The organism is Streptomyces sp. NPDC111520 (genome assembly GCF_055635295.1).
Genome location: NZ_JBVKBW010000016.1, coordinates 65,297 through 77,743, shown reverse-complemented (window position 1 = coordinate 77,743; position 12,447 = coordinate 65,297). Strand labels below are relative to the sequence as shown.

General features: G+C 74.3%; 11 protein-coding genes. 5 read left to right on the top strand and 6 right to left on the bottom strand.

From position 1 onward, the window contains the following. Positions 1 to 86 precede the first annotated feature (86 nt). Positions 87 to 1,139: a hypothetical protein gene (locus ACZ7MY_RS31765; protein WP_499606741.1), complete on the top strand. Its 1,053-nt coding sequence runs from the start codon at positions 87 to 89 to the stop codon at positions 1,137 to 1,139. Positions 1,140 to 1,269: 130 nt separating this feature from the next. Further along, complete coding sequence (locus tag ACZ7MY_RS31760; RefSeq protein ID WP_499606740.1) at positions 1,270 to 1,746, top strand: ATP-binding protein; 477 nt, start codon at positions 1,270 to 1,272, stop codon at positions 1,744 to 1,746. A gap of 33 nt (positions 1,747 to 1,779) precedes the next feature. Here ACZ7MY_RS31760 and ACZ7MY_RS31755 read toward each other — a convergent pair whose 3' ends face one another. After that, positions 1,780 to 1,998: a hypothetical protein gene (locus ACZ7MY_RS31755; protein ID WP_499606739.1), complete on the bottom strand. Its 219-nt coding sequence runs from the start codon at positions 1,996 to 1,998 to the stop codon at positions 1,780 to 1,782. Between the two features lie 142 nt (positions 1,999 to 2,140). Between ACZ7MY_RS31755 and ACZ7MY_RS31750 the strand changes: the two genes are divergently transcribed. Next, complete coding sequence (locus ACZ7MY_RS31750; RefSeq protein ID WP_499606738.1) at positions 2,141 to 3,322, top strand: serpin family protein; 1,182 nt, start codon at positions 2,141 to 2,143, stop codon at positions 3,320 to 3,322. Between the two features lie 11 nt (positions 3,323 to 3,333). On the opposite strand, the gene ACZ7MY_RS31745 is transcribed toward ACZ7MY_RS31750, so the two are convergent. The 5 genes from ACZ7MY_RS31745 to ACZ7MY_RS31725 form a co-directional block, all read right to left on the bottom strand. After that, positions 3,334 to 3,534 carry a hypothetical protein gene (locus ACZ7MY_RS31745; protein ID WP_499606737.1) on the bottom strand — a complete coding sequence of 67 codons (201 nt, stop codon included), beginning with the start codon at positions 3,532 to 3,534 and terminating at the stop codon, positions 3,334 to 3,336. Between the two features lie 16 nt (positions 3,535 to 3,550). Then, positions 3,551 to 6,409, bottom strand: a complete 2,859-nt coding sequence (locus ACZ7MY_RS31740; protein ID WP_499606736.1) for an FAD-binding and (Fe-S)-binding domain-containing protein — start codon at positions 6,407 to 6,409, stop codon at positions 3,551 to 3,553. A 43-nt stretch (positions 6,410 to 6,452) separates the two neighbouring features. Then, positions 6,453 to 7,631, bottom strand: coding sequence for an anhydro-N-acetylmuramic acid kinase (locus ACZ7MY_RS31735; RefSeq protein WP_499606735.1), 1,179 nt, complete (start codon positions 7,629 to 7,631; stop codon positions 6,453 to 6,455). Between the two features lie 89 nt (positions 7,632 to 7,720). Next, complete coding sequence (locus tag ACZ7MY_RS31730; RefSeq protein ID WP_499606734.1) at positions 7,721 to 9,304, bottom strand: sodium:solute symporter; 1,584 nt, start codon at positions 9,302 to 9,304, stop codon at positions 7,721 to 7,723. A gap of 8 nt (positions 9,305 to 9,312) precedes the next feature. After that, complete coding sequence (locus ACZ7MY_RS31725; protein WP_499606733.1) at positions 9,313 to 10,308, bottom strand: N-acetylglucosamine kinase; 996 nt, start codon at positions 10,306 to 10,308, stop codon at positions 9,313 to 9,315. Between the two features lie 205 nt (positions 10,309 to 10,513). Here ACZ7MY_RS31725 and ACZ7MY_RS31720 point away from each other — a divergent pair, with 205 nt between their 5' ends. Together ACZ7MY_RS31720 and murQ are read left to right on the top strand one after the other, a co-directional pair. Beyond that, positions 10,514 to 11,464 carry a MurR/RpiR family transcriptional regulator gene (locus ACZ7MY_RS31720; protein ID WP_499606732.1) on the top strand — a complete coding sequence of 317 codons (951 nt, stop codon included), beginning with the start codon at positions 10,514 to 10,516 and terminating at the stop codon, positions 11,462 to 11,464. Positions 11,465 to 11,522: 58 nt separating this feature from the next. Continuing rightward, a complete protein-coding gene (gene murQ, locus ACZ7MY_RS31715) occupies positions 11,523 to 12,419 on the top strand; it encodes an N-acetylmuramic acid 6-phosphate etherase (RefSeq protein ID WP_499606731.1) in 897 nt (298 codons plus the stop codon). Positions 12,420 to 12,447 lie beyond the last annotated feature (28 nt).

The following is a 12,447-nucleotide window of genomic DNA, read 5'->3' as shown; positions in this document are numbered from 1 at the left end:
CTGGTGCCGGTGCCCGCCCACCCGGCGGCGCAGCCGCACGCGAGGGCGGCCTTCGCGGCCCCCACGAACCCCACAAGGGAGCAGGCATGACATTGACGACGGATGCGCTCATACCCGCGCTCGAGGATGTGCGGGAGGCACACGCCGCGGTGGTCGACCGGTTCCGGGCCGACATGGCCGTCACCCCCGCCGGTCCCCATCGGCAGACCCTGGAACGTCATGCCGCCCAGACCCAGCACCACATCGCCCGCATCGAGACCCACGTCCGTGACATGCGCCCGCGCCACCTGCTGCGCGACACCGGCGAGATGGTCAGGACCGCGTCGGCGGGCGCGTTCCACACCGCGATGGCGCCCCTGCACATCGGCGCCCGCCTGGTCCGCGGCGTCCTGCCCGGAGGGGCGCACGCCGACGAGCACCAGCAGTTGAGGAACACCGAGGACGAGTACACCGCCACGGCACGGGCGCTCGCCGCCTGCCGCGCCGGCGAGAGCATCGCCACCCTCGCCCAGGACGACCGCGCCGCCGCCCTGCTGACCACGCTGCGCCGGCAGGACGAGCAACTGCTGCGCGAACTGGAGTCCAGCGTCGAGGAACAGGCGCTGGCCCTGGCCACGACGGCGGCCGGCGACGGCCGGCGCCCCCACGGCGCGGCCGGGATCGCCGACGCCGCCGTGCGCACGCTGCGCACCACCGCCCAGCGACTGCAGGCGGTCTGGGCGGGCGGCGGCGGGTCCGCGCCCCGGCCCGCGGCCGACGCCCCGCGCCCGGCGGGCAAGGCCCCGGCGGCCCACGCCCCGATGGCCGGCACCATCGACCTGCCGCTCGCGGACTACGACCGGCTCCCGGTCGCCGAGATCATCCAGCGGCTGCGCCTGTTCTCACAGGCGGACCTCTCCATGATCGAGGACTACGAGCGCGAGCACGGCGACCGGGTCGGGGTCCTGAACGCCATCGAGAACCTGCGCGGCAACCAGCCCTGGCCCGGCTACGACACCATGAGCCCGGATCAGATCACCGCCCGGCTGCGGGGCGCCGAACCGCTGCTGGCCCGGCAGACCATGGACTACGAGCGGCAGCACCGCCGGCGTGCCGACGTCATCAGCGCCGCCAAGCAGCGCACCCGCGCCGCCGTCTGACCCACCGCTCCACGAGGTCCCCGCCGCGGCACCGCGGCGGGGATCCGCGCCGTCCGTGCGCAGCGCGGGTGCGGGGGCGCAGGCGGGGTAGGCGTACTCCTGCCGTCAAGGAGCAGAAGGGAGCACTGCGATGGCCGACTCGTCACTGAAGGCCGTCGGCTGGGCGCGGTCGTTCCCCGTGTCGGGCGGGGTGCGCGCCGGCCGCCGGTGGACGCGGGACCATCTCGCCGCCCTGGACTGGACGGAGGACGCGCCGGGCACGGTCGACGACATCCTGCTGGCCGTGTCGGAGCTCATCACGAACGCGCACGTCCACGCGCACAGCGACGCCGAGGTCGTCCTGACCTGGGACAGCCGGTGCCTGCACGTCAGCGTCCACGATGACGACGACACGGTGCCCTCCCCGCGCGACGCCGACGAGGACGCCACCGGCGGGCGCGGCCTCGCCCTCGTGGACGGTCTCGCCGACAGCTGGCAGACGCACGCACAGCACCACGGCAAGACCATAACGGCGTGCTTCACGCCGCCTGTTCGGAACCCGGGCGATGCCGGTTCCGGTGCCGGTTCCGGTACCGATGCCGGTGCCGGTGCGGAGCCGACACCCTGAGGCCCGCCGTCGTGGACGACGGTCGACCGCGGGTCAGCGGCGGAACACGTTCGGGTCGTGAGTGAGCGGAGCGTTGTGCACGGTCGCCGAGTTGTACGTCCAGCGGTCGGCGTGGGCCTGCTCGCGGCGGGCCTGCTCGATGAGCAGGCCGTCGGCGTTCTCCGTGCGGCGGTAGCCGCGGCGCAGGAGCTTGACGACCAGGAACGCCACGAAGGACACCAGCAGGAACAAGAGGATCCCGAATTCGACCACAGCGACTCTCCCCCGTGCGACATCAGCCTCGTGACCTGGATGGTAGCCGCGGAACAGCGGCGTGTCCCTCCCGCTTGAGCCTCGTCTGAGCTTCCGGGAAACCCGGTTGGCGCGCGGGGACCGCGCTGCCAGGATCACGGGCATGGGAGACGCGACGACGGTCCGCGCGGTCAACGCGCTGACCGAGGGGTGGGCGGGCAGGGTACTGCGGCAGGGCGAGGAGACGGTGTTCTCCGCCGCGGGGGTGTGGCCGCTGCTGGCCCTGCTGGCGGCGGGGGCGGACGGCGCGGCCCGGGACGAACTCGAGAGGGCGACGGGCGTCGGAGCCGCTGAGGCGGCCGAGGCGGCGGGGCGGCTGCTGGCCCGCCTCGGCGAACTGCCGGGCGTGGCCTCCGCGATCGGACTGTGGAGCAGCGCGGCGCTACCGCTGGAGCCGGGGTGGGCCGTCGCGTTGCCGCCGGCCGCGCACGGGGTGCTGAGCGGTGACGTCGCCGCCGACCGCGCGGCGCTGGACGCCTGGGCCGACAAGCGTTCCGGCGGCCTGGTCCCCCGGATGCCGATCCCCTTCGACGAGGGCACCGAGCTGGTGCTGGCCGGGGCGCTGACCGTCAGGACGGACTGGCTGCGGCCGTTCGAGGACCACGGCGGTGTGCTGTACCGGACCACCGCGTTGCTGGACCGCACCGAGGTGCTGGACGCGCCCTGCGGCCGGGTGACGGTGCTGAAGGTGCTGGGCAGTGGCGGGATCGACGTCCATCTGCTGCGCGGCGAGGCGGGCGTGCCCGGCGGCGAGGTGCTGGCGGCGGGCCTGGGCGCGCTGCGGCGCGCGTACCCGGCCGTCCCCGGTGACCGGCTTCCGTACGGGGAGCCCGGCCCCGGGGTCCTGGTGTCCCGGGTGCGGGGACCCAACCGCAGGCCGTTCCTGTCGGTCGCCACGGCGCCCTTCGAGGTGACGGCGCATCACGATCTGCTGGATCACGCGGGGCTGTTCGGGCTGGCTTCCGCCAAGGACGGCTCGCGCGGCCACTTCCCCGGGATCAGCGGCGAGCCGCTGGCGGTGGGCGCCGCCGCGCAGACGGTGGCGGCCTCCTTCGGCGCGCAGGGCTACCGCTCCGCCGCGGTCACGGCGTTCGGCGCCGCGGGGGCGGGCATGCCGCCCCCCTACGCGGCGAAGTGCGTGGAGGTCGAGTTCCTCGGGCCGATCGGCTTCCTGACGCTCCACCGGACCTCCCGCCTGGTGCTCAACGCGGGCTGGGTGAACGCGGACCTCCCCGACTGGGACGCGTCGCACGCGGCCGACGCCGACGAGGAAGGGACGACGTGACGCGCCGCCGCTCAACGCGCCACGACGATCCACACGCTCAGGTACGCCCCGCCCAGGGCGACGCCGAGGTGCAGGCTGATCCACAGGGCGTAGAGACGTATCCGGACCGTGCGGGCACCGTCAACGGCGGCGTCGACAGCGCGGGGAAGGCATACGCCGAGGTGGTCGGGCGCACCGCGGACGGGTCGTACCTGCCGGGACCCGGCGGGCACTGACCCGTCCGCCGCGTCAGGCGGTCGCCTCGTCCAGCAGCTCCAGGACGTGCCGGTAGGGGCGGCCGGTGGCGCGGGTCATGCCCATCTCGCAGGTGCGGTTGCAGGAGGCGTACGCGTCGAACGCGCCGGCGGTGATCTCCGCCGCCTGGGCGGCCGTCGCGGACCCGGTGACCTCCGGGTGGAGCAGGCCGCGGTCCCCGGCGAAGGCGCAGCAGCCCCAGTTGTCGGGGACGGTGACCTGTTCGCTCACCGCGGCCGCCACCTGGCGGAGGGCCGCGTCGATGCCCAGGTGGACGGTGGAGCACGTGGGGTGCAGCGCCATGCTGCCCATGCGGCGCGGGGCGGGCAGCGCGGGCAGCAGGTGCTCCGCGGTGAAGGCGACGCTGTCGACGAACCGCAGGGCCGAGTAGCGGGCACGCTCGGACTCCGGGAGGGCGTCGGCCAGTTGCTCGAGCCCGTGGGTGCAGGAGGAGGCGTCGCACACGACCGGCAGCCGCCCGCCGTCGCTGGCCTCCCACAGGACCTCCAGGGTCCGGCCGGCCATGGTGCGGTGCCCGTCGGTGTAGCCCTTGGACTGCCAGGGTGTGCCGCAGCACAGCCCGGTCAGCCCGTCCGGGACGGTGACCTGGACGCCGGCGCGTTCGCACAGCCGCAGGAAGGCCGCCGCCGCGCCGCCGGAGTCCCCTTCGGGGGCGAAGACGCTGCCGATGCAGGCGGCGAAGAACACCGCCCGCGCGCCTTCGGGCTGCCGTGGCGCCGGGCGGGCCGGGCCGCCGCGCGGGATGTCGCCGGACCAGGTGGGCACCAGTTCCGTCGCCCCGAGTCTGCGGGCCGCGCCGGTCGCGGCGCGGGCGACCGGGGTGGGCAGGACGTGGGCGGTGTTGAGGGCGGCGCGCACCGAGGTGACGGCGCTCCCCCAGTGCCGGGCGGTGGTGTTGCCGAGGCGCTGGGCGGTGGGGCTGTGGCGCTGCGCGCGCAGGCGCTTCATGACGGCGCCGGTGTCGATGGTGACGGGGCAGGCGGTGACGCACAGGCTGTCGGCCGCACAGCTGTCGACGGCCGCGTAGGCGTAGTCCGCCTCCAGGGCGCGGCGGCGTTCCTCGTCGCCGGCGGCGGTGGCCAGCGCGATCTCGCGCTGCAGGGCGATGCGCTGCCGGGGCGTGGTCGTGACGTCGGCGGTCGGGCAGACGGGCTCGCAGTAGCCGCATTCCACGCAGGCGTCGACGGCGGGGTCGACCGGGGGGACGCTCTTGAGGTCCCGCAGGTGCGCGGCCGGGTCGTCGGTCAGCAGGACGCCCGGGCTGAGGACGTCGTGGGGGTCGCAGAGCCGCTTCAACTCGCGCATGACGTCGTAGAGTTCGTCGCCGTACTGGCGGTGGACGAAGGGGGCCATGGCACGGCCGGTGCCGTGTTCGGCCTTCAGGGTGCCGCCGGCGTCCAGGACGAGGTCGACCATGGCGTCGGTGAAGCGGGCGTAGCGCTCGGTCTCGGCGGGGGTGTCGAAGTCCTGGGTGAGCATGAAGTGCAGGTTGCCGTCGCGGGCGTGGCCGAAGATGACGGCGTCCTGGTAGCCGTACCGGTCGAACAGGCCGATCAGGCCCTCGCAGGTGCCGGTCAGCCGCTCCATGGGCACCGCGATGTCCTCCAGGAGCGCGGTCGTCCCGGCGGGACGTGCCCCGGCGACGGCCGTGTAGAGGCCCTTGCGCAGGTGCCAGAGGCGGCCGCGCACCGCGGCGTCGCGGGTGAGCGCGGAGCCGGTGACGGCGGGCAGCCGGTCCAGGACGGGGCGGGCGGCGGCCACCCTGGCGTCCAGCGCCTCGGCGCTGTCCTCGGCGAACTCCACCAGCAGGGCGGCGTGGCGCTCCACCCGCAGCCCGCGCAGTTCCTCGACGGGGTCGGCGGCCTGCTGGGCGACGCGCAGTGAGGCGGCGTCGAGGAGTTCGGCGGTGCGGGCGCCGGCGGCCAGCAGCGCGGGCAGGGCGTCGGTCGCCTCGGCCAGGCCCGGCATGATCAGGAGGCCGGTGGCGGTGTGCGGCAGCAGGGGGACGGTACGGAAGACGGCCTCCGCGACGAAGCCGAGGGTGCCCTCGCTGCCGATCATCAGGTGGGCGAGGATGTCGGCGGGGTCGGTGTGGTCGAGGAACGAGTTGAGCCCGTAGCCCATGGTGTTCTTCATCGCGAACAGCCGCTCGATGGTGGCGCGTGAGGCGGCGGAGCCGCGGACCCGGTCGCGCAGCCGGAGCAGCCCGGCGTGCAGGTCGGGCTCGTGGGCGCGCAGCGCCGCGTCCGCGTCGGGGGCTGCGGTGTCGACGACGCTTCCCGAGGGGAGCACGAACTGCAGCGACTCCATGGTGCGGTAGGCGTTGTCCTGGGTGCCGCAGTTCATGCCGCTGGAGTTGTTGGCGACCAGCCCGCCGATGGTGCAGGCGCTCTCGCTGGCCGGGTCGGGGCCGAGGCGGCGACCGTGGCGGGCGAGCCGGGCGTTGGCCTGGCGCACCGTGAGTCCCGGCTGCAGGCGGATGCGCAGGCCGTCGTCGAGGACTTCGGCGGAGCGCCAGTGCGTGCGGACGTCCACCAGGACGCCGTCGCCGCCGGCCTGTCCCGCCAGGCTCGTGCCGCCGGAGCGCAGCGTCAGCGGCATCCCGGCCCGGTGCGCGCCGGCCATGAGCGCGCCGACCTCGGTGGCGGAGGCGGCGCGCACCACGGCCTGCGGTGTGAAGAGGTACGGGGAGGCGTCGTGGGCGGCCGCGACCCTGCGGGGCACGTCGGTGGAGACCCGGGAGGGGTCGGCGACACAGTCGGCCGCCCACGCGGCCGGGCCGGGGTCGGCGGTGCGGGACGTGCCGGCGGGGGTGGCGGAGGGGGTGCTCATGGTTCCTCGGGTGACGACGGTACGACGCGGGGGCACGCGGCGGTCAGCGGACGGGGCCGGTGATCCGCAGCAGGCGGGGCGGCTGTGCTGCGGGTTCGGGCAGGCGCAGCGGGGCCAGGCCGGGGGTGATGCTCCCCAGCACCGTGGCGCGGCGGGCGCCGGTGCCCGAGGTGAGGGTGCCGGGCAGGCCGTTGACGGTGAGGAAGCCGAGCACGGCGAAGGCGAGGGCCTCCTTGGCGTCGGAGGGCAGGCCCAGCTCGTCGCTGGGACGCAGCGTCACGCCGGGCAGTTCCTCGCCGATCATGCGCATCAGGACGGGGTTGCGGGCACCGCCGCCGGAGACGACGAGGCTGGTGACCCCCTGCGCCCGGCAGGCGTCGGCGACGGTGACGGCGGTGAGCCTGGTCAGGGTGGCGAGGACGTCGTCGGTGCCGGGCGTGGGCACGGCGGCCAGCGCCCGCTGCAGGTAGGGCAGGTGGAAGAGTTCCTTGCCGGTGCTCTTCGGCGCGGGCCTGCGGTAGTAGGGGTCGTCGAGGAGGACCTCGAGCAGGTCGGGGCTGGTGCGGCCGGCGGCCGCGCGGCGGCCGTCCTCGTCGTAGGCGGCGGCGCCGTCGGTGAAGTGGCGTACGGCCGCGTCCAGCAGGGCGTTGGCGGGGCCGGTGTCGAAGGCCAGCGGTTCGGCGCCGGGGGCGACGACGGTGATGTTGGCGATGCCGCCGAGGTTGAGGGCGGCCGGCACCCCGGGCAGTCCGCGCAGCAGGAGGGTGTCGGTCATCCCGACCAGCGGGGCGCCCTGGCCGCCGGCCGCCACGTCCCTGCTGCGCAGGTCGGACACCACCGGCAGTCCGGTGGCCTCGGCGATCCAGGCCGGCTGGCCGAGTTGGAGGGTGCCGCGGACGGTGCCGTCCTCGACCCAGTGGTGCATCGTCTGGCCGTGGGAGACGACGAGGTCGGCGGCGGCGCCGCACAGCTCGTCGAGGGCGCGTGCCGCGGCGCCCGCGAAGGCCCGGCCGATGCCGGTGTCCAGGGCGCACACGTCCTGGGTGGTCGTCGTCGCGGGCGGCAGTGTCGCGCCGATGAGGTCCCGCAGGTCGTCCTCGTAGGCGACGGACAGGTGGCCGAGCGGCCGCATGTGCAGGGTCTCGCCGTCCAGGGTGAGGTCGGCGGCGGCCGCCTCGATGGCGTCGTACGAGGTGCCCGACATCAGGCCGATCACGCGCATGGCTTCTCCCAACTCTTGTGTGCGGGGCGGTCGTGTGGTGCCCCGGGGTGGGGGCCGCCCGTCGGCGGCCCCCACCCCGGGAGTCCTCATCAGGCGCCGGCGCCCGCAGCGACGCGACCCGGTCCGGAGCCGGACTCCGGTCCGCCGTCGGTCAGCTCGACCTCGTGCACCTCGCGGACCTCGGGGGCCTTGTGGAACAGGCTCATCACACCGCCGATGACCAGGGTGATCACCACGCCGATCGGCACCAGCCACTGGGCGGCGATGGCGGTCGGCACCGTCGCGCCCGCCACGGTGACGTCGATCTTCACCGAGCGCACGATGTAGGTCATCACGCCGACCGTGACCAGGAACGCGACGACCGCGTCGACCTCGTTGGCGCGCCTGACGATCCGGCCGAGCAGGAAGGCGCCGAGCAGCGCGCCGTAGGTGTAGCCCGCGATGGTCAGTCCGGTGATGTACACGTTGCCGGTGCTGGTGCTGAAGGCGCAGGCGAAGATCGCCATGAGCACGGCCCACACCAGCGTCATCACCCGGGCGAGCTTGAGCAGCGACTCCTCCGAGGGGGTGCTGCGGAAGAAGCTGTGGATGATGTCGGCGACGGTCGAGTTGGACATGGAGTTCAGCGCGGAGGACAAGGAGCCCATCGCGGCGCCGAGGATGCCGGCCACGAGCAGGCCGGAGATCACCACGGGCAGCCCGTGCAGGATGAAGTTCGGGTAGAGGTTGTCGGAGCTGTGCAGGCCCAGGTCGGCGAAGCTCTTGCCCTTGTTGTACGACCACAGCAGCGCGCCGACGAGCGAGAAGGCGGCGAACTGCAGGGTGACGAAGACACCGGAGGCGATCATGGCCTTCTGGCCGTCGCGCAGGGAGCGGGTGGCCAGGACGCGCTGGACGATCAGCTGGTCGGAACCGTGGCTGGCCATCGCGAAGATGGCGCCGCCGATGATCGCGGTCGGCAGGGCGAACGGGCTGGTGAGGATGTGCGCGAGGTCGAAGTTGGTGTCGAACAGCTTGAAGTGGCCCGAGTGCAGGGCGTCGGAGAAGCCGCTGGTGCCGACGTGGCCGGAGAGCACGGCGATGGCGAGGATGGCGCCGCCGAGGTAGAGGCCCATCTGGATGGCGTCGGTCCAGATGACCGCCTTGATGCCACCGAGGTAGGTGTAGACGACGGTGATCAGCGTGAGGACGATGATGATCACGCGGTAGCTCGCGTTCACGCCGAACTCGTCGAGCAGCAGCTTGATCGGGATCGCGGAGGCGAACAGGCGGACGCCCTCGGCGAGGAGGCGGGTGAAGACGAAGGTCACCGAGGCGAGCCCTTGCAGCTTCAACCCGAATCTGTTGCCCAGGTACTGGTAGGCGCTGACGAATCCGCCGCGCTTGTACAGGGGGATCAGCACGGTGGCGACGACCACGCGGCCGATGACGTAGCCGAGGGCGAGTTCGACGTTGCCGAAGCCCTGCCCGCTGTAGGCACCGCCGGGCACGCTGATGACGGTCAGCACGCTGGTCTCGGTGGCCACCACGGAGAAGGAGACGGTCCACCAGGGCATGTGCCCTTCGCCGACGAAGTAGTCCTTCGCCGTCTTCTGCCGTCCGGCCAGTCGCAGTCCGATCCAGGCGATCGCGACCAGATAGACGACGATCACGACGAGGTCGAGTTGACGCACGCTCGCTCCTAAACAACAGCCGGCGGGATCACCGGCGCGGTGGGGACAGTGGGTGACGTCGTCCGGCGGACTCGGACGACGTGGGGTTCGTGCGGCACGGTGGCGTCCCGTGCCAGCAGGCGCGCGCCGTCCAGCGGGTCCCCGAGCGGGGGCCGCGGGTCCAGCGGTCGCGGGGAGGCCTCGAGCGCCGCGCGCAGCGGCGCCATGAGCGGCTCACCGAGGCCGGTCAGCCCGCCGGTGACGGTGACGGGCAGGACCTCGCCATTGATCCGGGCGGCGGCGGCGAGGACGGCCTCGCCGAGTGCGGCGGCGGCGTCCCGGACGATCACGCCGGCGACGGGGTCTCCGGCGGCGGCCGCCTCGGCCACGTCCGGGGCGAAGGAGGCCGCGGTGCGGGCGGGGTTGCCGCCGGCGGCGAGTGCCGCGGGCAGGCTGTCCGGGTCGCCGAAGCGCCGGGTGGCGGCGGCCAGCAGGGCGGTGGCCTGGCCGCGGCCGTCGTGGGCGCGCAGTGCGGCCCGCAGGCCGGTCACCCCGATCCACGCGCCGCTGCCCTCGTCGCCGAGCCAGGGGCCCCAGCCGTCGACGCGGGCGTACGAGCCGTCCTCGCCGATGCCGATGGCGACCGAGCCGGTGCCGATGGCCAGCACCACGCCCGTACGACCGCCGAGGGCGCCCGCGTGGGCGGTGACGGCGTCGCTGGTGACGGCGACCTCGTCGGCGGGCAGGTCCCGCAGCAGCAGTCCTGCCAGGGTGCGGGCGGCCTCGGGGGCCGCGGCCGCTCCGGCGGCGCCGACGCAGACGGCGGCGAGCCGGCCGGGGGCGTGCCCCTCGATCAGCGGCAGGACGGCGGCGCGCACCGCGGCACGTGCGGCCTCGACACCGCCCTCGGCAGCGAGCCCGGGTGCCCCCGGGACCTCGTGGACGGGGCCGGCGGTGCCGTCCGTGCCGACGAGCACGGCACGGCAGCCCGTCTTCCCCAGGTCCACAGCCACTGCTGCTGTCATGCGGCACGCCCTCGTGTCGTACGGGATCCGGCACCTCGGGTGGTCACGGTCGGCGGTGACCGGCGCGGATCGCGGTGCAGCGAGTATCGGAAGGCAGACCTCCGTATGTCAATAAGTAACTTCACGAAATGCATCACGTAAATTTTTGACGCAGCCGACGGGGCGTGGTTACGCTGACGCCACCCACTCAGGAGGGAACCCATCCATGGCCTCCCAGGACCCGACCCCCGCCTCCGCGCCGCCGGCACAGGAGACCGCCTCCGGCGGCGACATCCTGGCCCGGGTCCGCGCGGCCATGCCCGGCCTGGCGCCCTCCGAGCGGCGGGTGGCGGAGGCCGTCCTGGCCGATCCGGCCCAGGCGGCGGAGCTGTCCATCAGCGCCCTCGCCGAGCGGGCCAGCACCTCGGTCGCCACCGTGATGCGCTTCTGCCGGACGATGAAGCTGGGCAACTACCCGCAGCTGCGGCTCGCGCTGGCCGCGGCCGCCGCCCGCGAGCACGCCCTCGGCGGCGAGCGCCCGACCCCGGGCACCGACATCAGCGCCACCGACACCCTCGAACAGATCGTCCACAAGATCGTCTACAACGAGGTCCGCGCCCTGGAGGACTCCGGGGCCGCGCTGGACGTCGAGGCGCTCGGCCGGGCCGTCGACGCCGTCGCGGGCGCCCGGCGCGTGGACATCTTCGGCATCGGCGCCAGCGCCTTCGTCGGCCAGGACCTGCACCAGAAGCTGCACCGCATCGGGCACATGGCGTTCATCTGGACGGACCGACACGCGGCCCTGACCGCCACCGCCCTCCTCGGCCCCGGCGACGTGGCCCTGGCGATCTCCCACTCCGGGGAGACCGAGGACACCGTCGAGCCCCTGCAGGCCGCCGCGGAACGCGGCGCCACCACCATCGCCCTGACCAACGTCCCGGGCTCCACCCTGGCCGACAGCGCCGACCTGGTGCTCGCCACCTGTGCCCGCGAGACCCCCTTCCGCTCCGGCGCCACCGTCAGCCGGATCGCCCAGCTCGCCGTGATCGACTGCCTGTTCGTCGGCGTCGCCCAGCGCTCCTACGACGCCACGACCGCGGCGCTGCAGAAGACCTACGGGGCCGTGCAACGCCGCAGGCGCCCGCAGACCCAGCGCCGCACCCCGGCCGAAGACTGACCGCCGGCCCCGCACCACACCCCCGCACCACCAGCACCACCGAAAGGACGACCGCGCCGTGGACCTCAGCACACTCGGCACCGAGACCCGCAACGAGCGGACCGCCGAACTGGACCGCATGCCGGTCTCCGAGCTCCTGACCGTGATGAACGCCGAGGACCAGACCGTCGCCCTCGCCGTCCGCGAGGCCCTCCCCGAGATCGGCACCGCCGTCGAGGCGATCACCGAGTCCCTGCGCCGCGGCGGCCGGCTGGTCTACCTCGGCGCCGGCACCAGCGGCCGCATCGGCCTGCTCGACGCCGTCGAGTGCCCGCCGACCTTCGGCACCGCGCCGGAGCAGGTCGTGGGCCTGCTCTCCGGTGGCCCCGGCGCCTTCATCGTCGCGGTCGAGGGCGCCGAGGACGAGCCCGCCCGGGCCGTCGCCGACCTCGACGAGATCGGCATCGGCGAGCGGGACACCGTCGTCGGCCTCGCCGCGAGCGGCCGTACCCCGTACGTCATCGGCGGCCTCCAGCACGCCGCGAAGCGCGGTGCCGTGACCGTCTCGGTGGCCTGCAACAGCGACGCCCTCGTCAGCCGCTACGCCGACATCCCGATCGAGGTGCCCACCGGCCCGGAGATCCTCACCGGCTCCACCCGGCTCAAGGGCGGCACCGCCGAGAAGATGGTCTGCAACATGCTCTCCACCGCGTCGATGGTCCGCCTCGGCAAGGTCTACGGGAACCTCATGGTGGACGTGCGGGCCACCAACAAGAAGCTCGTCGACCGGGCACGGCGCATGGTCGTCCAGGCCACCGGCGCCGACCCCGACACCGCGGCCGAAGCCCTGGACGCCGCGGGCGGCCACGCCAAGACCGCCATCGTCATGCTGCTCACCGGCAGCACCGCGGAGGACGCCGCCCGGCGCATCGAGCAGGCCCACGGCGACACCCGCACCGCCGCCGGCCGGGCCTGATCCCGGCCGCCACGGCCGCCGGCCGGGC

What these genes read in the sequence shown, in the direction of transcription:
- ACZ7MY_RS31740 (WP_499606736.1), bottom strand. Translation starts at nt 6,409, where the DNA reads ATGAGCACCCCCTCCGCCACCCCCGCCGGCACGTCCCGCACCGCCGAC.
- ACZ7MY_RS31725 (WP_499606733.1), bottom strand. Translation starts at nt 10,308, where the DNA reads ATGACAGCAGCAGTGGCTGTGGACCTGGGGAAGACGGGCTGCCGTGCC.
- ACZ7MY_RS31765 (WP_499606741.1), top strand. Translation starts at nt 87, where the DNA reads ATGACATTGACGACGGATGCGCTCATACCCGCGCTCGAGGATGTGCGG.
- ACZ7MY_RS31720 (WP_499606732.1), top strand. Translation starts at nt 10,514, where the DNA reads ATGGCCTCCCAGGACCCGACCCCCGCCTCCGCGCCGCCGGCACAGGAG.
- ACZ7MY_RS31735 (WP_499606735.1), bottom strand. Translation starts at nt 7,631, where the DNA reads ATGCGCGTGATCGGCCTGATGTCGGGCACCTCGTACGACGCCATCGAG.
- ACZ7MY_RS31750 (WP_499606738.1), top strand. Translation starts at nt 2,141, where the DNA reads ATGGGAGACGCGACGACGGTCCGCGCGGTCAACGCGCTGACCGAGGGG.
- ACZ7MY_RS31760 (WP_499606740.1), top strand. Translation starts at nt 1,270, where the DNA reads ATGGCCGACTCGTCACTGAAGGCCGTCGGCTGGGCGCGGTCGTTCCCC.